General features: G+C 49.4%; 26 protein-coding genes. 21 read left to right on the plus strand and 5 right to left on the minus strand.

Features of this window, described 5'->3' with window-relative positions; genetic code table 11:
• Positions 1 to 39: 39 nt before the first annotated feature.
• The 3 genes from AKG09_RS09650 (at position 40) to AKG09_RS09660 (ending at position 2584) form a co-directional block, all read left to right on the plus strand.
• Positions 40 to 816, plus strand: coding sequence for a ferredoxin--NADP reductase (locus tag AKG09_RS09650; protein ID WP_054619238.1), 777 nt, complete (start codon positions 40 to 42; stop codon positions 814 to 816).
• 83 nt (positions 817 to 899) lie between these two features.
• A complete protein-coding gene (locus tag AKG09_RS09655) occupies positions 900 to 1805 on the plus strand; it encodes a lysine exporter LysO family protein (RefSeq protein WP_054619239.1) in 906 nt (301 codons plus the stop codon).
• Positions 1806 to 1819: 14 nt separating this feature from the next.
• Positions 1820 to 2584 carry a DeoR/GlpR family DNA-binding transcription regulator gene (locus AKG09_RS09660; protein WP_054619240.1) on the plus strand — a complete coding sequence of 255 codons (765 nt, stop codon included), beginning with the start codon at positions 1820 to 1822 and terminating at the stop codon, positions 2582 to 2584.
• Positions 2585 to 2660: 76 nt separating this feature from the next.
• On the opposite strand, the gene AKG09_RS09665 is transcribed toward AKG09_RS09660, so the two are convergent.
• The gene (locus AKG09_RS09665) at positions 2661 to 4079 is read right to left on the minus strand and encodes a sodium:proton antiporter (RefSeq protein WP_054619241.1); all 1419 of its coding nucleotides are present in this window, start codon (positions 4077 to 4079) and stop codon (positions 2661 to 2663) included.
• 508 nt (positions 4080 to 4587) lie between these two features.
• On the opposite strand from AKG09_RS09665, the gene ptsN reads away from it, so the two are divergent.
• The 18 genes from ptsN to nhaC all read left to right on the plus strand — a co-directional run bounded on the left by ptsN (position 4588) and on the right by nhaC (position 20554).
• The gene (ptsN, locus tag AKG09_RS09670) at positions 4588 to 5037 is read left to right on the plus strand and encodes a PTS IIA-like nitrogen regulatory protein PtsN (protein WP_054619242.1); all 450 of its coding nucleotides are present in this window, start codon (positions 4588 to 4590) and stop codon (positions 5035 to 5037) included.
• A gap of 8 nt (positions 5038 to 5045) precedes the next feature.
• Positions 5046 to 6017, plus strand: coding sequence for an HPr(Ser) kinase/phosphatase (gene hprK / locus AKG09_RS09675; protein WP_054619243.1), 972 nt, complete (start codon positions 5046 to 5048; stop codon positions 6015 to 6017).
• Positions 5998 to 6852 (plus strand): RNase adapter RapZ, encoded by an 855-nt coding sequence (rapZ, locus tag AKG09_RS09680; protein ID WP_054619244.1) that lies wholly within the window; start codon positions 5998 to 6000, stop codon positions 6850 to 6852. Before hprK ends, rapZ begins: the two co-directional genes overlap by 20 nt.
• A 199-nt stretch (positions 6853 to 7051) precedes the next feature.
• Complete coding sequence (gene ylqF / locus AKG09_RS09685; protein ID WP_054619245.1) at positions 7052 to 7993, plus strand: ribosome biogenesis GTPase YlqF; 942 nt, start codon at positions 7052 to 7054, stop codon at positions 7991 to 7993.
• 70 nt (positions 7994 to 8063) lie between these two features.
• A complete protein-coding gene (locus AKG09_RS09690; protein ID WP_009116368.1) occupies positions 8064 to 8921 on the plus strand; it encodes a hypothetical protein in 858 nt (285 codons plus the stop codon).
• 89 nt (positions 8922 to 9010) lie between these two features.
• On the plus strand, positions 9011 to 9628 hold the full coding sequence (locus tag AKG09_RS09695; protein WP_054619246.1) for an SMC-Scp complex subunit ScpB: 618 nt from the start codon (positions 9011 to 9013) through the stop codon (positions 9626 to 9628).
• A gap of 71 nt (positions 9629 to 9699) precedes the next feature.
• Positions 9700 to 9852 carry a hypothetical protein gene (locus AKG09_RS11945; protein WP_156320834.1) on the plus strand — a complete coding sequence of 51 codons (153 nt, stop codon included), beginning with the start codon at positions 9700 to 9702 and terminating at the stop codon, positions 9850 to 9852.
• 159 nt (positions 9853 to 10011) lie between these two features.
• Positions 10012 to 11025 carry a pseudouridine synthase gene (locus AKG09_RS09700; RefSeq protein WP_054619247.1) on the plus strand — a complete coding sequence of 338 codons (1014 nt, stop codon included), beginning with the start codon at positions 10012 to 10014 and terminating at the stop codon, positions 11023 to 11025.
• 153 nt (positions 11026 to 11178) lie between these two features.
• Complete coding sequence (gene xseA, locus AKG09_RS09705; RefSeq protein WP_054619248.1) at positions 11179 to 12534, plus strand: exodeoxyribonuclease VII large subunit; 1356 nt, start codon at positions 11179 to 11181, stop codon at positions 12532 to 12534.
• 345 nt (positions 12535 to 12879) lie between these two features.
• Entirely contained in the window at positions 12880 to 13251 is a 372-nt protein-coding gene (gene rbfA, locus AKG09_RS09710; RefSeq protein ID WP_054619249.1) for a 30S ribosome-binding factor RbfA, read from the plus strand.
• 168 nt (positions 13252 to 13419) lie between these two features.
• Positions 13420 to 14973 (plus strand): BCCT family transporter, encoded by a 1554-nt coding sequence (locus AKG09_RS09715; RefSeq protein WP_054619250.1) that lies wholly within the window; start codon positions 13420 to 13422, stop codon positions 14971 to 14973.
• 3 nt (positions 14974 to 14976) lie between these two features.
• Positions 14977 to 15105, plus strand: coding sequence for a hypothetical protein (locus tag AKG09_RS12345; protein WP_255351141.1), 129 nt, complete (start codon positions 14977 to 14979; stop codon positions 15103 to 15105).
• A 51-nt stretch (positions 15106 to 15156) separates the two neighbouring features.
• On the plus strand, positions 15157 to 16827 hold the full coding sequence (locus AKG09_RS09720) for a choline/carnitine O-acyltransferase (protein ID WP_054619251.1): 1671 nt from the start codon (positions 15157 to 15159) through the stop codon (positions 16825 to 16827).
• Between the two features lie 191 nt (positions 16828 to 17018).
• On the plus strand, positions 17019 to 17288 hold the full coding sequence (gene rpsO / locus AKG09_RS09725; protein WP_040666955.1) for a 30S ribosomal protein S15: 270 nt from the start codon (positions 17019 to 17021) through the stop codon (positions 17286 to 17288).
• Between the two features lie 156 nt (positions 17289 to 17444).
• Positions 17445 to 17888, plus strand: a complete 444-nt coding sequence (gene aroQ / locus AKG09_RS09730) for a type II 3-dehydroquinate dehydratase (protein WP_054619252.1) — start codon at positions 17445 to 17447, stop codon at positions 17886 to 17888.
• Between the two features lie 50 nt (positions 17889 to 17938).
• Positions 17939 to 18532 (plus strand): glutathione S-transferase N-terminal domain-containing protein, encoded by a 594-nt coding sequence (locus tag AKG09_RS09735; RefSeq protein WP_054619253.1) that lies wholly within the window; start codon positions 17939 to 17941, stop codon positions 18530 to 18532.
• Between the two features lie 21 nt (positions 18533 to 18553).
• Positions 18554 to 19093, plus strand: a complete 540-nt coding sequence (locus AKG09_RS09740; RefSeq protein ID WP_054619254.1) for a glutathione peroxidase — start codon at positions 18554 to 18556, stop codon at positions 19091 to 19093.
• Between the two features lie 84 nt (positions 19094 to 19177).
• Complete coding sequence (gene nhaC, locus AKG09_RS09745) at positions 19178 to 20554, plus strand: Na+/H+ antiporter NhaC (protein ID WP_054619255.1); 1377 nt, start codon at positions 19178 to 19180, stop codon at positions 20552 to 20554.
• A gap of 63 nt (positions 20555 to 20617) precedes the next feature.
• Here nhaC and narI read toward each other — a convergent pair whose 3' ends face one another.
• From narI to AKG09_RS09765, 4 genes are all read right to left on the minus strand, one after another.
• Positions 20618 to 21301, minus strand: a complete 684-nt coding sequence (gene narI, locus AKG09_RS09750) for a respiratory nitrate reductase subunit gamma (protein WP_197272144.1) — start codon at positions 21299 to 21301, stop codon at positions 20618 to 20620.
• A 2-nt stretch (positions 21302 to 21303) separates the two neighbouring features.
• The gene (narJ, locus tag AKG09_RS09755) at positions 21304 to 21972 is read right to left on the minus strand and encodes a nitrate reductase molybdenum cofactor assembly chaperone (protein WP_054619257.1); all 669 of its coding nucleotides are present in this window, start codon (positions 21970 to 21972) and stop codon (positions 21304 to 21306) included.
• Complete coding sequence (gene narH, locus AKG09_RS09760; RefSeq protein WP_054619258.1) at positions 21972 to 23531, minus strand: nitrate reductase subunit beta; 1560 nt, start codon at positions 23529 to 23531, stop codon at positions 21972 to 21974. Before narH ends, narJ begins: the two co-directional genes overlap by 1 nt.
• Positions 23532 to 24035: 504 nt before the next feature.
• Positions 24036 to 24962, minus strand: coding sequence for an immunity 49 family protein (locus AKG09_RS09765; protein ID WP_054619259.1), 927 nt, complete (start codon positions 24960 to 24962; stop codon positions 24036 to 24038).
• Positions 24963 to 25403: the final 441 nt, after the last annotated feature.

The raw sequence follows: 25403 nt of genomic DNA on the forward strand, positions 1-25403 counted from the left end.
CGATTACAACATTCTTTACAATATTCAGGATAAAAAACAATGGCAGCATTCAATACCCAAACCGTTTTATCCGTCCACCACTGGACCGATGCCTATTTCACCTTCACCTGCACCCGTGACGAAAGCCTACGCTTTGAAAACGGCCAGTTCGTAATGGTCGGCCTGATGGTAGACGGCAAACCGCTGATGCGCGCATACAGCGTGGCAAGTGCCAATTGGGAAGAGCATTTGGAATTTTTCAGCATCAAAGTACAAGACGGCCCCTTAACCAGCCGTTTGCAACATCTGAAAGTGGGCGATGAAGTATTAATCAGCAAAAAACCCACCGGCACTTTGATTTTGGGTGACTTGAATCCGGGCAAACACCTCTACCTCTTATCAACAGGCACCGGCATCGCACCATTCTTGAGCATCACCAAAGACCCGGATGTGTATGAGCAATTTGAAAAAGTGATTTTGGTGCACGGCGTGCGCTATAAAAATGACTTGGCCTATTACGACCGCTTCACCAAAGAATTGCCCGAACACGAATATTTGGGCGAAATGGTTAAAGAAAAACTGATTTATTATCCGGTAGTTTCGCGTGAAGAGTATCCACACCGCGGCCACATTACCGATCTGATGCGCTCAGGAAAAATGTTTGAAGACATCGGCCTGCCGCCCATCAACCCGAAAGACGACCGTGCCATGATCTGCGGCAGCCCCGCCATGTTGAAAGACACCAGCGCCGTTTTAAACGAATTCGGCCTGACCGTATCCCCAAAAATGGGCCAACGTGGTGATTATCTTATTGAACGCGCTTTTGTCGACCAATAAGCGTTTCAATTACCCGAATAAAATGATGTACCAAACAGGTGGCGTCCCGCTGCCTGTTTTTCGTTCCAAAAAAGTAAAAAGCCATGCAAAACTTGATTACCCTTGCGATGATTTTAGCGCCGCTTTTTATCGGCTACTTCATCCGTGTACCGAAGCCTTATATGGTCATCGTAGATAAATCATTAAATATTTTGGTTTACATCATATTGGCGCTTATCGGCATCTCACTCTCGCAAGTAAACAATCTTGGCAACCAGCTTGATTTTATTGCCGGCATGGCAGCCGTTTTGGCAGTATGCACTCTAGGCATGAATCTTCTTGTGTTAATGTGGTTTGACCGAAAAAACCCGTGGCAACAACACATTCAAGAAAGCGGCAAAAAACCGCGCATCAGCATCGCAGGCAGCGTCAAACAAATCATCTGCATGTTGCTCGGCCTGTTTTTCGGCAAAGCAATGGAGAGCTTTTGGCTGCCTCCCGAACCAACCGGAAGCTATGCGCTGATGCTCTTGATTTTGCTGGTCGGTATTCAACTTGGCGGCAGCAGCATTACGCTACGCCAAGTGTTTATCAACAAACGAGGCGTACAAACCAGCGTTTTAATCATGCTTTCCTCTTTACTCGGCGGCGGTATATTCTTTTTCCTTGCTCCGGAAATGCCTTTCACACAGGCGTTGGCTCTAGCTTCCGGCTTCGGCTGGTATTCACTTTCCGGCATCGTGATGACTGAAGCTTACGGCCCGATCTGGGGCAGCATTGCCCTGTTAAACGACTTGACCCGTGAATTTTTTGCATTGTTGTTTATTCCCGTAATTATGCGCCGCCATCCCAGTGCAGCCGTGGGTATAGGCGGCGCTACCAGTTTGGATTTTACCTTGCCGGTCATCCAAAGCTCCGGGGGCATGACCGTGATTCCGCTGGCCGTCAGTTTCGGCTTCATTATTAACCTCGCCGCACCTTTTTTAATGCTGTTTTTTTCCAATTTATAACAGGATGGCACCACATGCCGAGACATCAAAGACACGAAAAAATTATCCGACTGGTTAAAGAACACGGCTTTATGCCCATAGAAGAATTGGCGAAAAAGCTGGAAGTTACCCCGCAAACCATCCGGCGCGACATCAACATATTGGATCAAGAAAAAGTTTTACGGCGCTACCACGGCGGCGTAACCATCGGAATCGAGGAAGAGCATCCCGATTTTCTATCCCAGAAAAACAGAATGAAAGGCGAGAAAATGCGCATCAGCGAAACCCTTGCCGCCCATATTCCTGATGGCGCCACCCTGTTTTTAAGCATAGGCACCACAATAGAAGCCGTTACCGATGCTTTAGTCAAACTGCGCAAAAACTTATGCATCATTACCAACAATATCCACGTTGCGGCAACGGCATCAGGCCGCAGCGATTACTCCGTACTCATCACTTCCGGCGTTGTCCGTCCCTTGGACGGCGGCGTTACCGGCATAGCAACCATGGACTTTATCAAGCAATTCAAAGTGGATTATGCAATTTTGAGCGCATCTGCCATTGAAGAAGACGGCTCGTTGTTTGATGCAGATTATAAAGAAGTCAGCGTAATGCAGGCCATGATGGAAAACGCACGCATCCGGTATTTCGCCGCCGACCACAGCAAATTCGGCAAAAGCGCATTGGTACGCATGGCCGACATTACAGACTTTGATACCGTTTTCACCGACAAACCGCTTAACCCGAAGCTGGCTGAAAAACTGGCTGATGCCGGTTCAAAATGTGTTATCGCTGAATGAAAGATCCAACCAAACAAAATGCCTGTCTGAAACATCTTTTCAGACAGGCATTGTTCTTCATTAAATGGTCGGGGCTTTAAAACAATTCCCAAACAAAGAAAATAAAGGTATGTACAATAAACAACGGCACTAGAATACCGAATGACCACACCATATAGCCAAAAAAGCTCGGCATTTTCACTTTGCGCTGCTCAGCAATCGCCTTCACCATAAAGTTCGGCGCATTACCGATATAGCTCAAAGCACCCATAAACACCGAACCCATAGAAATAGCCAGCAAAGTATGGAAAAGCTGCCCGCTCATCAAAGCCTGAGCCTCACCGCCCGCCATATTGAAGAACACCAAATAAGTCGGCGCATTATCCAAGAAAGCCGAAAGAATGCCCGTCATCCAGAAATACATGGTATTAATCGGCTCGCCTGCCTGATTGTGTACCATCTGAATCAACGCAGCAAAAGCACCCGCTTCGCCGGCTTGAAGAATAGCAATCACAGGCGAAATCGTGATGAAAATGCCCAAAAAGAGTTTACCCACTTCCAAAATCGGATCCCAGTTAAACTCGTTACCGGCACGAACCTGCTTGGGCGTCATTTTCAAAGACACACCGGCCAAAATCAAAAGAATAATATCGCGCACCAAGTTTTGCAGCGCATAAGGTGTGCCATACACATCAATTTCCACACCCGGCTTCCAGATGCCCGACATCAATACCGAAGCCACCACCCCACCGAGCAACAGAAAATTGAATTTACCGTAAATCTGTAACGGGCTGTCAGGAGATGGATCAACCGTAGTGATTTCATCTTCTTTAGAAAAGAAATAGCTATCCAAAAAATAGAATATGACCAGCAAAACAATCGAACTGATAATAACCGGCATGGCCATGTGTTTTACCGTCCACATAAAGTCCACACCTTTCAAGAAACCCAAGAAGAGAGGCGGATCGCCCAGAGGTGTTAAACCACCGCCGATATTGGCTACAAGGAAAATAAAGAATACAACCACATGCACACGGTGCTTACGGTTATCATTGGCTTTCAACAATGGGCGGATAAGCAGCATAGCCGCACCTGTCGTACCCATAATCGACGCCAAAACCGTACCGATAGCCAAGATGGTGGTGTTCAATTTCGGGCTGCCGTGCAGATTACCCCACACCAGGATCCCGCCTGAAATCGTGTAAAGCGCCAACAACAGCAAGATAAAAGGAATATATTCCCCCACCAAAGCGTGTACCACCGTATGCAATCCGGCACTAAAACCGAAAGTAATGATGAAAGGCACTAAAAACACAACCGTCCACAGCGCCGTAACTTTGCCGAAATGATGGTGCCAAAAATTCGGAGCGAGCAACGGGCCTGTCGCAATAGATAATAAAATCAGAGCAAACGGAATACCCCACATCAGGCTCAAATCGGCACCGTTCAAATCAGCCGCCTGAGCCATCATCGGAAAAAGCAAAAAAGGAAGAAAAGCAGTTCTTTTAAGGTTCATTGTGCTTCCTTGGGTTTATTTTTAAAATTGCCCGGCAACAAACTATCTGCCGAACCCGAGCGGATTTTTAAGCCCATATCAACAGCCCTAAATATGCAAACCCTCGCCAAACCATCCAGATCAAACCTCAACCCAATGATTTATTTGAAACTTTACAAACAGAACTTTGATTAGCCACCGATTGTAACGGAAAAGCAAAGTTGACACCAGTTTTCATCAGTTTTGTTAAAACAATTCAAAAATCGTTTTATGTCGTTCTTTAATCTTTAAAAAAAGCCTTTTCCCCCATATTAAAATAAGTATGCCTGTCTGAAAAATGCATTCGGACAACCGCTTTGACAAACGGATTTTTTTTCGGGTAAACGACCTAAGTCAACATAATGATTTAAAAAATAATTTTACAAATCCTAGCCAAAATTTGAATGTAAAATCACCTTCAAAGATTGAGATTCCGATTAACACTCGGTACAATCGCCCCTGTTTTGCTTTGTCCAACGAAGAGAAATTTATGAGCTTAATTGCTGAAATCCTGCCTGTGCAGCATATCGAATTAGACGTAGAAATCAGCAGTAAAAAGCGTCTGTTTGAAGAAATCGGAGCTTTGCTTGAAAAAGAATCAGGCTTATCCGGCACACATGTTTTCGAGTGTCTGTTTCAACGCGAAAAACTGGGCAGCACCGGCTTGGGTCAGGGCGTAGCCATTCCGCATGGCCGCCACGCCTCAGTAAAAAAAGCAGTCGGCGCATTCATACGCTGCAAAGAGCCTGTCGCCTTTGATGCGGCCGACGGCAAACCCGTTTCCCTTGTATTTGCCCTGCTGGTACCTGAAAACGCTACCGGCGAACATCTCGAAGTATTGTCCAAACTGGCCGGGAAATTTTCCTCTAAATCCGTGCGCGAGGCCCTAATGTCTGCACAAACCCCAGAAGAAGTTTCGGCCATCTTTTCCGCAGAATAAAATCACCTATGCCCAGTATCTCCGTACGCAGGCTTTATCAAGACAACCAACACAAACTGCAACTGGTTTGGTCGGCCGGAACCGCCGGCGCCGACAACCGCATCAGCATAGATGCCGACAAGCCCGTATTGGCGCTTGTCGGCCATTTGAATTTTATCCACCCCAATCAGGTTCAAGTATTGGGCGTGGCCGAAGTCGAATATCTTGAAAAACTTGGCAGCGACAAAACCACCCCTCCTCCTGCCGGCTTCCAACAGATTTTCGACTTAAACGTTTCTCTCTTTATCGTTGCCAACGGTTTAAGTGTGCCGGCGATGCTGCGCGACTACTGCCATACCAATAACGTCCCTCTGCTGACCACCAAGTTGGAAAGCCCTTATTTGATGGACGTATTGCGTATTTACCTGCAACGCGCGCTGGCCGTATCCACCATCAAGCACGGCGTATTTCTTGACGTATTCGAAATCGGCGTGTTGATTACAGGGCATTCCGGCTTGGGTAAAAGCGAATTGGCGCTTGAACTCATCTCCCGCGGCCACAGCCTGATTGCCGACGATGCAGTAGAGCTGCACCGCACCGGCCCCGAAACACTGGAAGGCCGCTGCCCTCCTATGTTGCGCGACTTTTTGGAAGTGCGCGGTTTGGGCGTACTCAATATCCGCCATATTTTTGGTGAAACATCCATCCGTCCAAACAAAAACCTCAAGCTTATCATTAACTTGGTTGCCGCAGATGATGACTACATGAAGCAGCTCGACCGTCTGAGCATACGCACCGAAACCGAATCTATTTTAAATGTAACCATCCGCTCCGTAACCTTGCCCGTCGCAGTCGGCCGCAACTTGGCCGTATTGGTGGAAGCAGCCGTGCGCAACTATATCCTCAACCTGCGCGGTAAAAACAGCACCAAAGAATTTTTAGAACGGCACCAAACTATGCTGAAGGAAGATGCACTCCATCATGAAGATAGTTCTGATTAGCGGCCTCTCCGGCTCCGGCAAATCCGTTGCACTCAAAGTGCTGGAAGATGTCGGCTATAACTGTGTCGACAACATGCCTTTGGAAATGTTGCCGCAACTGATGGCTCTCCACCTCAAACGCGGCAACACCGAAAATCTCGGCATCAGCGTAGACATCCGTTCCCACCTAAACACCCCTGAAGCCTCGCGCCAAATCGAGCGGCTACGCAAAGAAGGCCATCAGGTAGAGATACTCTTTCTCGAAGCATCGGATGAAATTCTCATCCGCCGATTTTCCGAAACCCGCAGAAGCCACCCTTTGGCGCGGCAGAAATTCACCGTATTGGAAAGCATTCAGCAAGAGCGTGAAATCCTATATCCCTTGCGTGAGATGGCTTACTGCATCGACACATCCAAAATGAATGCCCAGCAGCTGCGTTATTCCGTACAACAATGGCTGAAAATCGAGCGCGAAGGTTTGTTGGTTATCCTCGAATCATTCGGCTTCAAATACGGCGTACCCAACAATGCGGATTTCCTATTCGATATGCGCAGCCTGCCCAATCCTCATTACGACCCTGAGCTCAGGCCTTTCACCGGCATGGACAAACCCATTCAGGATTATCTCGGCAACCAACCGCTTGCCCAGGAAATGATCAACGATATTAACCAATTCCTCCAACGTTGGCTGCCACGCATGCAAATAGAAAGCCGCAGTTACGTTACCATCGGCATCGGCTGCACCGGCGGCCAGCACCGCTCCGTGTATGTTGTAGAACAACTGTCCAAGCTGTTGCAAGAGCAATACGAAGTATTGGTTCGCCACCGCCAAGCCCAGAACTTGGCCGACCGCTAACAATCCTTTTTCAGACAGGCCTAAATTTCGCCGGATGCCTGCCTGAAAGACCACAATAAAACAATATGCTATAATCGCCATCCACAATCAGGCAGCCCATCAAACCGGCTGCCTGAAATGCATAAAACCCACCCTTATTTTTCAGACAGGCCTAACTTAAATTTAGGCCTGTCTGAAACACAACCCAGAAAGAGCAGACATGGCAATCCAATGGTTCCCCGGGCACATGAACAAGGCGAAAAAAGCCATCGCCGAGCGCATCAAAAGCGTCGATATGGTGATTGAAATGCTCGACGCCCGCCTGCCCGCCTCCAGCGAAAACCCCCTGCTGGCGCAACTTTCGCGCGGCAAACCCAAGCTCAAAATCCTCAACAAACAAGACCTTGCCGACCCCGAACGCACCGCCGTTTGGCTCGATTACTACAACAGCCGGCCCGACACCCAAGCCATCGCCCTCGATTCTTCCGAGCAAGGCGCTACCGCCAAAATCACCCGCGCCTGCCGCAACATGATGCCCAACCGCGGCGGCGTCGACAAACCCCTGCGCGTACTCATCTGCGGCATTCCCAACGTCGGCAAATCCACCCTGATAAACGGCATGATCGGCAAAAAATCTGCCAAAACCGGCAACGAACCCGGCATCACCAAAGCCGAACAACGCCTGTTTCTCGCCGACGACTTCTGGCTCTACGACACCCCCGGCATGCTGTGGCCGAAAATCATTGTAGAAGAAAGCGGCTACAACCTCGCCGCCAGCGGCGCCGTAGGCCGCAATGCACTAGACGAAGAAGAAGTCGCCCTCGAACTGCTCGACTACCTGCGCCGCCACTACCTGCCCCTGTTGCAGGCACGTTACCAAGCCGACAAAGACCCCAGTAGCCATTGGAACGACACCGACTGGCTCGAATGGATTGCCAAAAAACGCGGCGCCGTGTTAAGCGGCGGCCGCATCAACTACCAAAAAGCCGCCGAAAACACCCTCACCGATTTCCGCGACGGCCACATCGGCAGAATCACGCTTGAAACGCCGAACCAATGGGAAACATGGCTCAAAAAAGGCAAACAGAAAGAAGCCGAATTGAAAGCCGCCCGCGAAGCCAGAAAAGCGGAGCGGAAAGGACAAAGACCGTCTCAAAAATAGAATCTACTGTTTTAATTTATAAAAACTATTTGCCGATGATAAAAAATGATATATCAGGGGAATTTATAAAATGGGAAATCATCAATCTGACATTTTTCAAAATAAAATCATCTATCAAATGGGATTAAATCTACAAAAATATCAAGAGATTGAACAAATATTTAAACATATTATTTATATTTCCAGTAAAACTCTTTATTTACAACAGCCGACAAATCAAGAAGTAAAACCACAAGTTGATATATGGTCTAATCGATCAGACCTGAATAAAGCTACTTTAGGAAACTTGTTAATACAATTTGAAAGAACATCAAACGAACCCAAACACCAAGAGCATTTAGATAAACCAGAATTAATCCAAATATCTTTCTCATATCACATTCCGGCCATTATATTTGTTGACAAAGAAAAGTTTGAGTTAGATTTTAAAGAGGTCGTAGAGGATAGAAACCGTTTTATTCATTCTCCCTCAATGGAAAATGACTACAATATAACTTTAAATCGTTTAAAAAAAGAATATGAACGGGCAGAGCGATTTAAACAAAACCATTTGATTCCATGTTTAAATGAAGTAATTAAAAATATTAATATCGGGTTAGATAAATTTAATAAACATCTTCAGATATATGCTCTTAATTGTGGCAGACTAGAAGCTTGTAAGTTTTTTGATGAAATTTATCAAAAACATAAGCGTTCCGACGGTTGGGCTTTATGGCAAAATATCATTCAAGAAATGCAGAAAAAACATCCGAATGTTTTAACGGATTTAAGAAAAGAAACTTTATTTACAGATAAAAAGATTGCATGGATTAAAATTGTTAAGGAAGCATATCCGAATTGGCAATTTATGGAAGAAGAAACATTTAAAGGCGGTAAACAGTTAGTAGTAAAAGTGGATAACAGCTCATTAAATTTGCGCGAGGAGTAATCATTATTGAGCATACTGTAAAGACGGCCTGTCTGAAAATAAGGTCGTTTGAAAACAAAAGTAACAAAGTTTCTGCGTAGCTAAAAACCATGACCGACAAACTCCCCCCCGACGCGCTGATTGAAGCCGCGCTGCTTACCCAAACCGAACCGCTCAGCGAAAAAACCATGCGCGAGTTGTGTGTGCCGCCGTTGTCGCCCGACAAGCTGATTGATGTGCTGGCGAACTTGAAAACCCGTTGGCAAAACCGCGCTTTGCAGTTGGTGCATACGCATGAAGGCTGGCGTTTTCAGATTGCCCAAGCCGCATTCGAGCGGTTGGGCAGTTTGCAGGAACAGCGTGCGCCGCGCTATTCGCGTGCGGTGATGGAAACGCTGGCGATTATCGCCTACCAGCAGCCGGTTACGCGCGGCGATATCGAAGGCATACGCGGCGTAGCGGTGTCGCAAAATGTGATGCAAACGCTGCAAGACCGCGGCTGGATTGAGGTGATCGGCCACCGCGACTCCATCGGCCGCCCCGCTTTATGGGCGACAACCAATGTGTTTTTAAGCGATTTGCAGTTGGAAAGTTTGGAAGAACTGCCGCCGCTCACCGAATTGGGCGAGCTGGTATTGCCCGATTTAACCGAGCCTGCCGAAAGCGGTGAAGAAGAAACAGAAGCCGGGCAAACCGATTCACATCCCGAACCGCCCGTACTGAATTAGTAGCTAGGTCAGATACTTGTATTCGACTTACGGTTAAATTAATTTCAGACGGCCTTACTTGAAAAAACGATATGCCCGTCATACTCGGGCTTGACCCGAGTATCCCGCATCTATGTAAGCTAAAAGATACTCGGGTCAAGCCCGAGTATGACGATACTTTTGTAGAAGCAGTAGTAGGTCGGATTCTTGAATCCGACAAAATCGCCGAATGCCATTGTTTGTAGGATACAAGTATCTGGCAAACGGCTGAATCAATTTCAGACGGCCTCACAGATATAAAAGGCCGTCTGAAACCCGTCCTTATCTATTTTTAACAACCCTTCCTGCCGCAAAAGCCGCAGAAGAACCGTTTTCCCGAAAGGAAAATGCGTTAGGAGATATTTATGAGCAGTAAAAAAACCATCAGCAAACGCGAATGGCGCGACAGCGCTTCAGGCAAGAAAACACCGGCGCCCAAAGCTACTAAAGTTTCAGACAGGCATCAGTCAAAGCAGCGTTCCCCGATAGAAGATAAACCCGCCGCGCCGAAAACGCAGGCTTCCCGCGCAAAAAAACTGGTGGTACGCAACCCCAATCAAAAAATCATGGAACGCGCCCGCGATTTGAAAGAAAAACGTGTCGATTTAGACAGCTTCGAGCCGGTGCGCCTGCAAAAAGCCCTTGCCGCATCGGGCGTGGGTTCGCGCCGTGAAATGGAAGACTGGATTACGCAGGGCTTAGTAACTGTCAACGGCAAAACCGCCCAACTTGGCGACAAAGTTTCGCCGGAAGACCAAGTTACCGTTAAAGGCAACGTGATTAAGCTCAAATGGCCCGACCGCCTGCCGCGCATCATTCTTTATTACAAGCAAGAAGGCGAAATCGTATCGCGCGACGATCCGCAGGGCCGCGTGAGCATTTTCGACCGCCTGCCGCAAGCCGCCAGCAGCCGTTGGGTGGCTATCGGCCGTTTGGACATCAACACCAGCGGACTGTTAATCCTCACTACATCGGGCGAATTGGTTAACCGCTTCGCCCACCCCAGCTTTGAAGTCGAGCGCGAATACGCCGTGCGCGTGTTGGGCGAGCTTTCCACCGAACAGATGAAAATGCTCACGGAAGAAGGCGTGATGCTGGAAGACGGTTTGGCCAAAGTGGAACGCATCTACGAGCAAGGCGGCGAGGGTGCCAACAAATGGTATAACGTGGTAATCAAAGAAGGCCGCAACCGCGAAGTGCGCCGTATTTTCGAGAGCCAAGGCTTAACTGTAAGCCGTTTGGTGCGCGTCGGCTTCGGCCCCATCGGTTTGCCGAACCGCTTGAAACGCGGCCAGTTTTACGAGCTGAATCCGGCCGAAGTGGCCGGCGTGCTAAAGTGGGCGGATATGCGCCTGCCCGGCAGCAAGCGCCGCCGTTGATATGCTGAAATCTTGAATGCCTGTCTGAAAAGGATTCAGACAGGCGTTCAAGGCTGTTTCAAAACCATTCAAACGACACAGCCGCAATACACTTTCGTTCTGTATTCGCCGACATCCCTTTATAATCCGCTTTTTTAACTGGTTTTCCCCGCCATGTCCGAACTCTTCGCTCCTGCCGCCATTTCCGTTTCCGAATTGAACGCCCTAGCCAGAAGCCTGCTGGAAGACAACCTGTTCGGGCTGTGGGTGGCAGGCGAAGTGTCCAACCTCACCCGCGCCGCCAGCGGGCATTACTATTTTTCGCTCAAAGACAGCCGCGCCCAAGTGCGCTGCGCCATGTTTAAAGGCACGGCGGCGAAGTTGGCCGCCCCTTTGAAAGAAGGCGACCATATCGAGCTGACCGGCAAAATCAGCATTTACGAAGCGCGCGGCGAGTTTCAGATTACCGTGAACGAAGTGCGCCTGAAAGGTTTGGGGCAGCTTTACGAAGCCTATGAAAAGCTGAAAGCCAAATTGCAAGCCGAGGGCGTGTTTTCGGCGGAGCGCAAAAAACCGCTGCCCGCCCATCCGCGCACGATCGGCATCGTAACCAGCCTTGCGGCGGCGGCCTTGCGGGACGTGGTCAGCACTTTGAAACGACGCGCGCCGGAAATCCCCGTGATTGTGTACCCGACCGCCGTTCAAGGCGCGGGCAGCGAATTGCAGATCGCCCAAGCGATTCAAACGGCCTCTGCGCGTGCCGAATCGGACGTGTTAATCGTGTGTCGCGGCGGGGGCAGCATCGAAGATTTGTGGGCGTTTAACGAAGAACCCGTCGTGCGGGCGATTGAAGCGTGCCAAATTCCCGTGGTCAGCGGCGTAGGACATGAAACCGATTTTACGCTGGCGGACTTTGTCGCCGACGTGCGCGCACCTACACCCACGGGTGCGGCGGAACTGGTCAGCCCCAACCGTTTGGAATCGCTGCACAAACTCGCGCAAGCGCAAGGCCGCTTGAAAACCGTGTTGGAACAGCGGTATTACGATGCCAGCCAGCGCGTCGATTGGTTCGCCCGCCAAATCCGCCATCCGCAGCAAAAGCTGAACGAGCAGCGCAACCAACTTGCCGCCTTGCAACAGTCGCTGCGCTTTTCGATGCAAAACAGCTACCGTTTCAACGCGCAGAAACTCGACCGGCAACAGCAAAGCCTCGCGCACCTGCGCCCTGATGTTTCCACCGCCGAACGCAACCTGTTACTGCTGCAAGCCGCCTTAGGCCAAAACTGGCAAAACCTGTTTGGCAACCGGCAACAACGCCTGGAAAAACAAACCGCACTGCTCGAAGCCGTGTCGCCGCAACACATTCTGGAGCGCGGCTTCAGCGTAGTCAAAAACAGCCGCGGGCAGGTTATCCGAAGTGCCAACGTATTGAAACAAGGCCAAAAGCTGCACATTACTTTTGCCGACGGCGAAACCGATGTGCGCGTGACCAGCGAGCATAAGCAACCGGATTTATTTGATTATTCTTAAAAAGCATATGGCTTTATTTACTATAAACAATGCCTGCTGAAAATATTTTTCAGACAGGCATTCGTATATAGTTAAACCACTTATATGTAGAAAATCCTAGCGTTTTTTACAATATTTGAAAGACAATGCCGTCATACTCGGGCTTGCCCTGAGTATCTCCGAACATCACTGGAATACAAGATACTCGGGTCAAGCCCGAGTATGACGAGTGTACTGTTTCGAAATAGACTCACTATAGCCATAGCTTGTTTCTCAATAAATCCACTTCAAAATGAAGTATAATATGCAACAAATTCAATGCCTGTCTGAAATGTTCAGGCAGGCATCAACACAGGAATAACAACCATGAAAAAATCAAACAGAGGCTACGCACGCGTTGACCGCGTAAAAGAACAAATCATGCGCGAGATGGCAGAGCTTGTACGCACCGGCCTGAAAGATCCGCGCGCGGGTTTCATTACCATCAACGAAGTTGAAGTAACCCGAGATTACAGCCACGCCACTATTTATTACACCGTGCTGGACGATTCCACCCGCGAAATCACCGCCGAAGCGCTGGAACATGCAAAAGGTTTTCTGCGCAGCGAACTTTCCAAACGCATCAAGCTATTCCGTATTCCCGAACTGCACTTTGAATATGACGAATCCATCGAGCGCGGCATGAGTATTTCACATCTGATTGATAAGGTAGCTGCGGAAAAACCGATTGAAGATTAACGTATATCAAATACCGTAGATTCTAATGAATAATGCCTGTCTGAAAACCTTTGTTTTTTCAGACAGGCATTATAGAATCTAAATAAAAAAATACTTAATCTTACGCTAAACGTCTTACTTGTTTGTTTGGTTTAAAAAAATCATCAACCAACTAAAAAAGGTTAGCGTATGTCTGCGAACGAAGAAAATTTACCCAAACGTCCTAATTATTTTTTATGGACTGCTCTTTTAGTGGGTGTTCTGGCGGTGATAGCCGTTGTCAACCCAACCTTGCTTACCAACACGATTGCCGACATCAGTAAGTTTTTCTATCTTAAATTCGACTGGCTGATTATGTGGCTGCCGCTCTTGGCTTTTACCGTGGGTATGATAGTGGCTTTGTCGCCCCGTTTCGGCAGAATCCGACTGGGCGGGCAGGATGCCGAGCCGGAATATTCGTTTTTTTCGTGGATGAATATGCTGTTTACCGCGGGCATCGGTGTGGGCATCGTGTTTTTCGGCCCGATTGAAGCGCTGTGGCACTATTATCATTCGCCTATCGGCGTGCAGGCGGAAAACTTGCCCGAGTATCAGAAAGTGGAAAATGCGATGAGCCTTGCGCTCCATGTGTGGGGCATTCCGGCGTGGTCGCTTTATACCATCGGCGGGCTGGTAATGGCATATTTTATGTATCAGCATAAAACGGAATGTACGCCCTCCGCACCGCTGCAATATGCTTTCAAACACAAGAAATGGGCAAAGCCTTTGGGCATCATGATCACAGGCATAGCGATTGTGTCGATTGCCATGTCGGTTTCATCTTCGATTGCCATGGCCTCCGTGCAAATTTCTTCCGGCTTGAAAATCATCACCGGGATGGCCTTTGATTCGATGGGCTGGAAAACCGTTGTGCTGATCGTTATTGCTTCCCTCTACACCGCAGGTGCTGTGTTGCCGATTGATAAAGGCATGAAATGGCTGGGCGATATGACCGTGATATTGTCCCTGGTAATGCTGGTGTTTGTATTCCTAACCGGGCCGACGCACTACTTCCTCAGCAATTTGATTGTGTCTATCGGCAATATCCTCACTAAAACCGTTCATCATTCTTTCGAGCTTTACTTGTTTCATGAGCGCGATTGGGTGGTGTGGTATCCGATGGCTTACTGGGTATGGTGGATTACCTGGGCGCCGTTTGTGGGCGTGTTCCTCGCTAAAATTTCCAAAGGCCGCACTTTACGCGAATTCGTGTTTGCCTCGATTATGGTGCCGGTCGGCTTCCTTGTAATCTGGTTTTCCGTATTCTCCGGTTTCAGTTTGCTCGATACCGTGGAAGGTACCGGACGTTTGGCTGAAATTGCCAATAAGGGCGACTATGAAGGCACGTTCTATTATCTGCTCAACATGCTGCCTTTGTCTTTTGCAACCAAACCGCTAACCGTTATTCTGTTCCTCGGCTTTGTGGTTACCACTGTAACCAGTTCCGCCATTTCACTGGGCATTATGACCAGCAACGACGGACGCCGCGAAAACAAATTCCGCGCAGTAATATGGGCTGTCTTAATGACACTTATCAGCTATGCAGTTATTTTCACCGGCAAAATGGAAGGGATTAAAGCTGTTGGTTCGTTTTCCGGCTTTCCGTTTGTGTTCATTATGTATTTATGGTTTGCCGCGCTTTGGCGCCAGCTCAACCGCGATGTGCCCCGCGTATCGCCTGCCCAGATAAAAGACAAGGAGTAAACCATGGAAAAGAAATTGCTATATTGGAACCAAAGCGTTCATGACAACATCGTCGAAACCGTGATGATGGTTTTGGTTATCGCCTTTTTATGTTATGTCATAAAACTTGCTTTCTTTGAAAAAGACGATTAAACATTTTTCAGACAGGCATTAGCGCCTGCGCCAAATAAAAAGGAGAACCCAATGTCCCAAACACCCCGCCTGCCCGTACCCGATCTGGCAGAAACCTGCGAACGCTATTTGAAACAAGTGCGCCCGCTGCTGAGCGATGAAGCCTATGAAAAAACCGCAGCAACTACCCGCTATTTCAAATCACGCAAAGGCAAAGAATTGCAGGCCGCATTGCAGCAGTTTGCCGACGAGGCCGAAACCAGCTGGTTGATTGATGCCTGGTTGGAAAGCTATCTGCGCATCCGTACGCCGCTGCCTTTGGCAAGCAACGTGGGTTTTGCCATTAAAACCCAAGGAAAGGATTTGGCGGAGTGGGCGTCTGCTCTGGCCGCAGTATGCGCTGATTATTATCATCAGCGCATACCCGTGCCGGAAACCCCGCAAGGCACCCCGGTGTGTATGGCACAATGGGCCATTCTGCAAGGCGCATCACGCATTCCGCAAAAAGATGTCGACGGCTACCATTTTTCCCCAAAAGGTAGCCGCCACATCGGCGTGATACACAACGGCTTCTATTATCGAATCGCCGCACTCGACGAACAATTCGAAGCCTACCATCCCGAAACATTCAGACAGGCATTCGAACACATCCTTGCCGATACCGTTCAAAACAGCTATCCGATTGCCGTGCCCTGCTATCTCGGCGGCAACGAAGCCGCCCGCGTATACCAAATCCTGCATCAGCAAGAAGACAACGCCTGCCTGCTCGAGCACATTGAAGAAGACCTGTTCCACATCAGCATCAGCAACGAAGATCTTGATGCCGACAGCGACCTCGCCCGCACCACTTTCCAACCCCAACAAAACGTTTGGTGTTACAAACCCACCACCTACTGCTACAACACCGCCACCAAGCGTTTGTTTCTACACTGCGAACACACTTGGGAAGACGGCGGCGCGCTCAAAGGCATCGTTACCCTCGCAGCAGGCAAGCTGGCAAGCCCCGGCGGTAAAAAAACCCACCCGGCCATCCACCGCTACGAATGGCAACTGGATGCCGCGTTGCAAAAAAACTGGCCGAAATGGCAGCAAAACTATGCCAAACAAGCCAATCAAATGCGCGTGGCCAGCACTGTCGTACCATTCAACGGCCTACGCATTCCCAAAGGCATCAGCCAAGATGCGCTGATGCAGTTTCTTCTGCAATACGCCCAACTCACCACCTACGGCTGCATCCGTAACACTTACGAAGCTGTGGACGTGAGCCATTTCCAAAGCGGCCGCACCGAATGCGTGCGCCCCGTTTCAGAAGAATCGCTAGCATTCGTGAGCACCTTATTGCAGGATAATCCTAGCCAAGAAGCGCTGAACGCAGCCCTTGTCGAACATAAAGCGCGCATTAAAGCCAGCAAGCTCGGCCTCGGCGCCAACCGCCACCTGCTCGGCCTGCAATTGATGGTTCCCAAAGTATGCGGCCGCAACCCCGTATTTTTTAAAGACGAAGGCTATCAAACTTTCACCACCGATTTTCTATCCACCTCAACCGTGGGCGATGACAGCATCGTCGTCAATTTTGCTTTCGCGCCCACCTCACGGGGCGGCTTGGGTATCAACTACACCGTCACTCCCGAGGGCTGGCTGTTTACCATAAGCCACACAGAAAACCAGCAGCAGGAAGTCGGCGTATTTTTAGAAGCACTGAAGCTCGGCGGCCGGCATTTACTTGAGTTTTTAAATGCCTGATTGAATGCCTGTCTGAAACCCCGCTTTAATTTCAGACAGGCATTTCATTCAAAATATTGGCAAAATCCGTCACTTATGACATAATTACCTCCCTGCTTGCCGTGTGCGGGCAGATTCAGGAGTTTGCACAGGTTTCGGCTTGGCAAACTTGTCCGAACCGCAAGGTTCATATTTATTTTTGGAGTTTTATCATGGCACTGTCCATCGAACAAAAAGCACAAATCGTTAAAGATTTCCAACGCAAAGAAGGCGATACCGGCTCTTCTGAAGTGCAAGTTGCATTGTTGACCTTCCGTATCAACGATCTGACCCCTCACTTCAAAGCCAACCCTAAAGACCACCACAGCCGCCGCGGCTTGTTGAAAATGGTGAGCGCCCGCCGCCGCCTGTTGTCTTACCTGCGCCGCACCAAGCCCGACACTTACCGCGAGCTGATCGGCCGTTTGGGTCTGCGTAAATAATCGGAATCTGTTCATGAAATGCCGCTTGTTTTGCAAGCGGCATTTTTATTTTAGCCCTGCCTTCCTTAAACACCAAAACACCCTCATCCCTTTCCCAAGCACAAAGCCATCAGTTACAATAGCTGCTGTATTTTTTACACATGTAAAGGCAGCATCATGGCGCGTATTCTGGTTATCAACGGCCCCAACCTCAACCTGCTCGGCACCCGCGAACCGCATATTTACGGTGCGGAAACTTTAGCCGATGTCTGCAAACACCTCGATTGCGTTGCCGCCGAACTCAGCCTCGGCATCGCCCACTTCCAAAGCAACAGCGAAGGCGGTATCGTCAGCCGCATCCAAGAAGCACGCGGCAATACCGATATGATAATCATCAACGCCGGCGCTTACACCCACACCAGCATCGCCATCCGCGACGCACTCTGCGGCGTGGATATTCCCTTTGTTGAAGTGCATATTTCCAATGTACACAGCCGCGAAGCCTTCCGCCATCACTCTTATCTTTCAGATAAAGCCGTAGGCGTGATCGTCGGCCTGGGTACGTACGGCTACGAAGCCGCACTACGCTTCTGCGCGCGCCACCTAAGCAGCAGCAAATAAAAACCTGCCGATGCCTGCCTAAAAACATGCCTGTCTGAAAGGAGTTAGCTATGCAGCTTTATCTCAGCCACACTTCCCCGTTTGCCCGGCTCTGCTTGGTACGCGCACTCTTATTGCAGCAAAACGATTTACGCCTGCATTTCACCAACCCGTGGGACAACCCTGCCGACTTGGCCGAGAAAAATCCGTTCGGTCAAATTCCCGTGCTGGAAACCGACGCAGGCGTAGCAATTTATAATGCACACCTTATCTGCCAATACCTGCATCAAGATGCCCTTTCGCCACAAGATTTGGCCGTTACCGCTTATGCCACCAGCCTGCTTGAAATAAGCATTCAGGCGCTCAAGCTCGTGCGTTTCAAAGCCGAAAACAGCGCCGATCATCCTCTGGTGGCACGCTGCTTGGATGCCATTCGGCGCGCCCTGCCCCAAGCGCCCGAATTCGATGCGAAAAGCCGGGAATGGCCGCAAGTGATGCTCGGCATTGTTTTGCTCACCGTGAAACTACGCTACCTTGATCTTTTTACCCAACACGCTCGCAGCGACACCGCGCAGGAAGTTGCCCGATTCGAGCAGCTCGACTTTGTGCGCAAAACCGATCCGGCCGCGTTGGAAGTGCAGCCTGCCACCATCGGCGATCTTTAATATCCAAACAAAGGAAATACGATGGCCTCAATTTACGATTTCACCATGCGCGATGCAGCAGGCAATGATGTAAGCCTGTCTGAATATGCAGGAAAGGTGCTGTTGATCGTCAACACCGCCACCCGCTGCGGCCTCACACCGCAATATGCAGAATTACAAAAGCTTTATGCTCAATATCATACTCAGGGATTAGAGATCCTCGATTTTCCATGCAACCAGTTTCGCGCTCAGGCGCCGGAATCTAGCAGCGAAATTGCGCAAATCTGCCAAACCAAATTCGGCACTCAATTTAAAATTTTCGATAAAATCAATGTAAACAGCCCAAACGAAAGCCCGCTGTATGCCTATCTGAAAGCGCAGCAGCCAAACGATAAAGGCGGCAGCAGCTTTAAAGAGCTGCTGCTCAAGCTCGCCTCAATCGGCGAAAAACGCGAAGGCAGCGACATCAAATGGAATTTCACCAAATTCCTCGTTAACCGTAACGGCGATGTAGTCGAACGCTTTGCTCCCAGCGTGAAGCCTTCCGAGATCAGCCGTGACTTGGAGCGGCTGCTTTTCTGAATGCTGCAAACACAATGCCTGTCTGAAACATTCAGACAGGCATTGCACCGATTATACCTTTAATCATTATTGAATCAAATCATCATGAAAAAAACATTAATCCATACCAGCCCGAAAGAAGCTTTGCTGATTGCCGCCCTCATCGTTGCCACCATGGGCGTGACCATTATCAGTTTTGAATGGGTGCCGCATTTGGCCATTATTCTTGTTTTATGCGGCCTGATGATGTTCGGCTTTGCCCGCCGGGTGTGTTTCAAAGCCATGCAAAAACAGATGGCCGAGGGCGTGATGTCGGGCATAGGCGCGATTTATCTGTTCTTCTTTATCGGCCTTTTGGTATCGGCGCTGATGATGTCCGGCGCGATTCCCACGCTGATGTATTACGGCTTCGGATTGATTTCGGCTGACTATTTCTACCTTTCCGCATTCCTGCTCACTGCCGTTACCGGCGTTGCCATCGGCAGCAGCCTGACCACTTGCGCCACTATCGGCGTAGCCTTTATCGGCATGACCGAAGCTTTCCATGCCAACCCCGCCATCACGGCAGGCGCCATTGTTTCCGGTGCATTTTTCGGCGATAAAATGTCGCCGCTTTCCGATACCACCGGTATTGCAGCTTCCATCGTGGGCATTGATCTGTTTGAACACATCCGCAATATGATGTACACCACCGTGCCCGCATTTATTCTCACTGCGGTTTTGTTCATATTGTTTGCCGACCCATCCGCCGCCAACCTCGACAGCATCGCCGCCATGAAAACACAGCTGTTGTCCAGCGGCTTGGTGCACGGCTACACACTTATTCCGTTTGCCGTACTGGTGATTCTGGCGCTGCGTAAAATCAATGCGATTTACACGATTATCGCCACTGTCGCCACCGCCCTTGTCATTACCTATATCCACAGTTCACCTTCTATCAGCGACATCGGCGGCTGGTTTTTCGCCGGTTACAAACCTGCCGCAGACTTGGGGCAAACCGGCAGCCTGCTCTCGCGCGGCGGTATCCAAAGCATGTTTTTCACCCAAACCATTGTGATTCTCGCCTTAAGCCTGGGCGGCTTGCTGCATGCTCTCGGCATCCTGCCCGCCCTGCTCGAAGGCATCCGCCATCTGCTCACCACCACCGGCCGCGCCACTTTATCCGTCGCCGCCACCGCCTTGGGTGTAAACGTGTTGATTGGCGAACAATACCTCAGCCTGATGCTGGCCGGAGAAACATTCAAACCGGTTTACGACAAGCTGCAACTGCATCCGCGCAATCTCTCGCGCACTCTGGAAGACGCCGGCACGGTTATTAACCCGCTGGTTCCTTGGAGCGTGTGCGGCGTATTCATCAGCCACGCCCTCGGCGTGCCCGTCATCGACTATCTGCCTTACGCATTTTTCTGCTATCTCTGCCTCTTATTAACGCTCTTATTCGGCTTCAGCGGCCTGACCATCAGCAAAAAAGAAGAAGCATAAATAGCAATGCCTGTCTGAAAACATTTTCAGACAGGCATATCTTTAACTAACAAAATGATTCTATCAACGGCGGCGTACCAACTGCCACGCGCGGCCTAAATAGGCGACGCTGGCAAAACCGCTCCACACATGCACCAAGCGGGTAAACGGGAAAATCACAAACAATCCCATGCCCATCATCATGTGCAGTTTGAACAAGAAGTTCACATCTTCGATATGGCTGGCCGCATCGCCTCGGAAAGTAATGATGTGTTGCGCCCAAGTCATCAGTTTCACCATTTCGTGGCCGTCGGTATGCCCCATGCTCACGAAGATGGTCAGCAAGCCCAAGCCTAAGGTGATGATGAGCCAAATCAGCACCAGTTTGTCGCGCCATGTGGTGTTGGCGGCCAAACGGTCGCATTTCAGACGGCGTTGCAGCAGGATAATCAAGCCGATCATCGCCATCACGCCGAAGATGCCGCCCATTACCATCGCGAAAATCTGCTTGGCTCCGTGGGAAATGCCCAACGCATCCCAAAACCATAAAGGTGTGAGCAGGCCGAATAAATGCCCGAAAAACACGGCCAAGATGCCGACGTGAAACAATATATTGCCCAAGCGCAGCTGGCCTTCGTACAGAATCTGGCTGGATTCGCTTTTCCACGAGTATTGCTCGCGGTCGAAGCGCACGAGGCTGCCGAAAAAGAAAATCGCGAGGGCAATGTAAGGAAAGATGCCGAATAAGAATTGGTGCAGGGTATTCATGTTTATGCTCCTGTTTGGGCCGTCTTAAAAGCGGCTTTAGGATAAAACTGTACGGTTTCGATGCTCGGTTTCAACAGCGGCTCGGTGCCGGAAATATCGGGGCCGAACGTTTCCATTGCTTCGTCCATATCGCGCACGGGCGGCTCGATGAGGGGTTGCGGCTGTACCGGGCTGAGGGCGGCAATGCCTTGCAGCAGCACGGCATAGGGCGAACCGTTTTTCTCAAGTTTGCCGCCGATGTGCGCAATCACGTGCACGGCATCGCCCAAGAGTTTTTGCGCGTGTTCAGACGGCACTTGGCCCAAGTATTCCAGCAACACGGGCAGGTAATCGGGCAGCTCGTCGTTGCCCAACTCGAAACCGTGGTTGCGGTATTCTTGCAGCAAGTCCACCATCGCGCTGCCGCGGTCACGGTCTTCGCCGTACACATGCTCGAAGATGTAGAGCGCGTGGTTGCGGTTACGGTCGAAAGTGGCGACGTAGCTTTCCTGCAATTCGCGCAGGCTGTGGCTGCTCAAATAGTCTAAAAAGCTTTTCAGACGGCCCGATTGCGCTTGCAGCTCGGGCCATTCTTCCAAGGCCGTCTGAAATTCAGACAGGGCTTCGATCAGCTCGGCCTCGGGGTAGCACAGCAGCGCGGAAAACCATTTGTAAACAGGATTCGCGCTCATTAGTGCACTCCTTCTTCGCGGTTTTTCTCCGCATCTTTGCGCAAACCGTGGAAAATAATCGGCGTACCTTTGCGTTTGCCGAACAGGCTTTCTTCGCTGCTGCCGCCTGAGCAGCCGTTGCCGAAAGTAAAGCCGCAGCCGGCTTTGTCGCCAAAGCTGTTTTCCACCATTTCTTTGTGCGAAGTCGGAATCACAAAGCGGTCTTCATAATTGGCAATCGCCATGATTTGGTACATGTCTTCCACCATTTCAGGCGTTAAGCCGGTGCCTTCCAGCGTTTGCGCCAGCGTTTCGCCGTGAACCACTTGTCCGCGTTTGAAACGGCGCATGGCAATCATGCGTTCCAACGCGAGTTTAATCGGCTCGACTTTGCCTGCGGTAAGCAGGTTTGCAAGGTATTTCAGCGGAATGCGCATTTCGTCCACGCTCGGGATGATGCCGTTTTCTCCTACCAAGCCGTTTTCAATGGCAGATTGGATCGGAGAGAGCGGCGGAATGTACCAAACCATCGGCAAGGTTCGGTATTCCGGATGCAACGGGAACGCCACTTTCCATTCCATCGCCATTTTGTACACCGGCGATTGTTTCGCCGCATCCAGCCAGCTTTGGCTGATGCCTTGTTTCAAGGCTTCGCGCTGCACTTCGGGATCGTGCGGGTTCAGGAACACGCCTAATTGCTGTTCATACAAATCTTGCGGGTTTTCCACCGAAGCGGCTTTTTCGATTTTGTCTGCGTCATACAGCAGCACGCCCAAGTAGCGGATGCGGCCCACGCAGGTTTCGGAACACACGGTCGGCTCGCCGGCTTCAATGCGCGGATAGCAGAACACGCATTTTTCCGCTTTGCCGGAAGTCCAGTTGTAGTAGATTTTTTTATACGGGCAGCCGGATACACACATGCGCCAGCCGCGGCATTTGTCTTGGTCGATCAGCACGATGCCGTCGTCTTCGCGCTTATAAATACTGCCGGACGGGCAGGAAGCCACACAGGTCGGATTCAAGCAGTGCTCGCACAGGCGCGGCAGATACATCATAAAGGTTTGCTCAAACGCAGCGTGCATGTCTTTCTGAATGCCTTCAAACAGCACGTCTTTCGCCCGTTTCTCAAACTCGCCCGCCAAATCGTCTTCCCAGTTCGGACCCCATTCCACTTTGTCCATTTTTTTACCGGTGAGCACGGAAACAGGGCGCGCGGTCGGCGGCGTCTTCATCTTCGGCGCGTTTTGCAGATGCTCGTAATCGTAGGTAAACGGCTCGTAGTAGTCGTCGATCTTCGGCATATTCGGGTTGGCAAAAATGTTCGCCAAAATCTTCAGCTTGCCGCCTTGCTTCGGCACCAGCTTGCCGTCGGGCTTGCGCACCCAGCCGCCGTTCCATTTGTTTTGGTCTTCCCAGTTTTTCGGAAATCCGATGCCTGGCTTGGTTTCCACGTTGTTAAACCACGCATATTCCACGCCGTCGCGCGAAGTCCAGACGTTTTTACAGGTAACGGAGCAGGTGTGGCAGCCGATACATTTGTCTAAGTTCAGAACCATGCCGACTTGTGCTCTGATTTTCATGGTAGTGTTCCTTTTGGTTTGGTTTTCAGACAGGCATTCAATCGAACCCGATGCCTGTCTGAAAAACAGCCGTTAATGATTGGGAGCGGTAAAGTTTGTTTTAAAAAGATTTTTGACAGGTAAAAGTGTAAATGACTGCACGCAAGAAAAATATGCGCAGAAAGCGTAAGAAGCAGCGGCAAAATAAGGTGAAAGGGCTAGCTGAAAGAGTGAAGGGAAATAATACTTTGGAAGTATTTGAGAGATTAATGATAACAAAATGAGAACTTTTAAAAATTCCGTATGATGCTAAATTCTATAATTTTGACATATAAAAAGCTTAGAGCTATTCTAAATAACCGCACCATCCGCAAGATAAACCTTGCGCCCTAAAACGGATGCCGCTTTTCAAATGCCCAAACCGGGCCAAGTTACAGAGCAATTCCTAATAATAGGCGCAACACAATGCCTGTCTGAAAGACCGTTTTTCAGACAGGCATTGTGTTGTCTGGTTATATGCTTGCTTTATTTACCGAACACCAACGTATCGGTTTTAAACGTATAGTAATCCACCCAATCCTGCAAATATTCATAGGGATACGATAAATCGTATTGCTTCATAAAATCGAAAATATCTTGATATTCGCTCTCCGGCAGCGGGTCGTACACGATCAAATCGCGCGGGGCGATTTCGTGGTCGATGCCCAAATCGAAACCGTGCATGGAGGCGATCTTGGCATACATCACGATTTGCGGCTGCAGAAAGAAGTCAAAATAAGTTAAGGTCTCTTTGGCCGCAGCACGCGCATTCTTTTTGATAAACAATGGTTCCAAGGCTTTTTTCATGGCTTCGGCATCCTGCTCGGCGAAGGCAAGAAAGAAACGGTAGTCGTCGAGCCGCTTTTGCAGCCATTTACTGGGCGTGGGATAGGCCAGCACCTGTAAACTGCGTTCCTTTAGTCTGTCCAACTGCTTGCCTTCCACCATCAACAAGGTGTTGTACATCATATGGCGGTTGAGATCGTAGCGGTCGACAAATTTCTCGGTATCATTGGCGATATTGTCGATATTGCGTACCAAAAACTCGCGCAATTGAGGGCTGTCGCTCATGATCATGGGAAATGATAACCTGCTGATATTTAACATGTCGCATGGAAAGAAGAAAGGAGTCGGGTCAAAATACCCCATACTTTCCAGTATAACAAGTTTGCCGTGTACATAAGCATATTGTTTGAATTTTTTTAAGTTATGCTCAAACAGATAAGCATGTGAAGCAGCAGCATAAACATCACTTGTTATATGTCCCATTGCTGCAAACGGCACACCTTTCCTTTCATCAATATACTCTAGGGCATTAGAACTTTTTTCCCTGTCAAATCGTTGAGTGATTCCGATAATTACATTGGTAATATGCTCGTACCATTTGGGAGTTGTCATCATATTGGCTGCCATGTTTATCTCCTGATATTGTGTTTAGGCGGAATGTTAACGGGTAGAATCACTGCTTTACCGGTTTGGCGGTCAACACCCGCCACTGCTTTTTTAATTTCTGAGGATTTCCGAGGATTTTGGGCTTTTCGGATGATATTTCAGCCTGGTCATTATTCTACAAATTATTTATCATTTGGTTAATCCGTTCTCCCCTCGTCTTACATAATAGAAACTCTTAAAATAGGCTAAAACAACAATAAGCTAAAACAGCAATAAGCTAAAACAACAATAAGCTAAAACAACAATAAGCTAAAACAACAATAAGCTAAAACAACAATAAGCTAAAACAGCAATAAGCTAAAACAGCAAAGCCTGTCTGAACCGCTTCCTACTTACCTAACGGCAGCGATGCTTATCCCATACCCTTCAGTACATACAGCAAAGGCCCGATTACGGGCCTTT

Source organism: Neisseria sp. 83E34, assembly GCF_001308015.1.
GTDB lineage: Bacteria > Pseudomonadota > Gammaproteobacteria > Burkholderiales > Neisseriaceae > Neisseria.

Excerpts from the sequence above, each read along its gene's own strand:
- AKG09_RS09650 (WP_054619238.1), top strand. The coding sequence starts at position 40 with ATGGCAGCATTCAATACCCAAACCGTTTTATCCGTCCACCACTGGACC.
- AKG09_RS09655 (WP_054619239.1), top strand. The coding sequence starts at position 900 with ATGCAAAACTTGATTACCCTTGCGATGATTTTAGCGCCGCTTTTTATC.
- AKG09_RS09660 (WP_054619240.1), top strand. The coding sequence starts at position 1,820 with ATGCCGAGACATCAAAGACACGAAAAAATTATCCGACTGGTTAAAGAA.
- AKG09_RS09665 (WP_054619241.1), bottom strand. The coding sequence starts at position 4,079 with ATGAACCTTAAAAGAACTGCTTTTCTTCCTTTTTTGCTTTTTCCGATG.
- ptsN (WP_054619242.1), top strand. The coding sequence starts at position 4,588 with ATGAGCTTAATTGCTGAAATCCTGCCTGTGCAGCATATCGAATTAGAC.
- hprK (WP_054619243.1), top strand. The coding sequence starts at position 5,046 with ATGCCCAGTATCTCCGTACGCAGGCTTTATCAAGACAACCAACACAAA.
- rapZ (WP_054619244.1), top strand. The coding sequence starts at position 5,998 with ATGAAGATAGTTCTGATTAGCGGCCTCTCCGGCTCCGGCAAATCCGTT.
- ylqF (WP_054619245.1), top strand. The coding sequence starts at position 7,052 with ATGGCAATCCAATGGTTCCCCGGGCACATGAACAAGGCGAAAAAAGCC.
- AKG09_RS09690 (WP_009116368.1), top strand. The coding sequence starts at position 8,064 with ATGGGAAATCATCAATCTGACATTTTTCAAAATAAAATCATCTATCAA.
- AKG09_RS09695 (WP_054619246.1), top strand. The coding sequence starts at position 9,011 with ATGACCGACAAACTCCCCCCCGACGCGCTGATTGAAGCCGCGCTGCTT.
- AKG09_RS11945 (WP_156320834.1), top strand. The coding sequence starts at position 9,700 with ATGCCCGTCATACTCGGGCTTGACCCGAGTATCCCGCATCTATGTAAG.
- AKG09_RS09700 (WP_054619247.1), top strand. The coding sequence starts at position 10,012 with ATGAGCAGTAAAAAAACCATCAGCAAACGCGAATGGCGCGACAGCGCT.
- xseA (WP_054619248.1), top strand. The coding sequence starts at position 11,179 with ATGTCCGAACTCTTCGCTCCTGCCGCCATTTCCGTTTCCGAATTGAAC.
- rbfA (WP_054619249.1), top strand. The coding sequence starts at position 12,880 with ATGAAAAAATCAAACAGAGGCTACGCACGCGTTGACCGCGTAAAAGAA.
- AKG09_RS09715 (WP_054619250.1), top strand. The coding sequence starts at position 13,420 with ATGTCTGCGAACGAAGAAAATTTACCCAAACGTCCTAATTATTTTTTA.
- AKG09_RS12345 (WP_255351141.1), top strand. The coding sequence starts at position 14,977 with ATGGAAAAGAAATTGCTATATTGGAACCAAAGCGTTCATGACAACATC.
- AKG09_RS09720 (WP_054619251.1), top strand. The coding sequence starts at position 15,157 with ATGTCCCAAACACCCCGCCTGCCCGTACCCGATCTGGCAGAAACCTGC.
- rpsO (WP_040666955.1), top strand. The coding sequence starts at position 17,019 with ATGGCACTGTCCATCGAACAAAAAGCACAAATCGTTAAAGATTTCCAA.
- aroQ (WP_054619252.1), top strand. The coding sequence starts at position 17,445 with ATGGCGCGTATTCTGGTTATCAACGGCCCCAACCTCAACCTGCTCGGC.
- AKG09_RS09735 (WP_054619253.1), top strand. The coding sequence starts at position 17,939 with ATGCAGCTTTATCTCAGCCACACTTCCCCGTTTGCCCGGCTCTGCTTG.
- AKG09_RS09740 (WP_054619254.1), top strand. The coding sequence starts at position 18,554 with ATGGCCTCAATTTACGATTTCACCATGCGCGATGCAGCAGGCAATGAT.
- nhaC (WP_054619255.1), top strand. The coding sequence starts at position 19,178 with ATGAAAAAAACATTAATCCATACCAGCCCGAAAGAAGCTTTGCTGATT.
- narI (WP_197272144.1), bottom strand. The coding sequence starts at position 21,301 with ATGAATACCCTGCACCAATTCTTATTCGGCATCTTTCCTTACATTGCC.
- narJ (WP_054619257.1), bottom strand. The coding sequence starts at position 21,972 with ATGAGCGCGAATCCTGTTTACAAATGGTTTTCCGCGCTGCTGTGCTAC.
- narH (WP_054619258.1), bottom strand. The coding sequence starts at position 23,531 with ATGAAAATCAGAGCACAAGTCGGCATGGTTCTGAACTTAGACAAATGT.
- AKG09_RS09765 (WP_054619259.1), bottom strand. The coding sequence starts at position 24,962 with ATGGCAGCCAATATGATGACAACTCCCAAATGGTACGAGCATATTACC.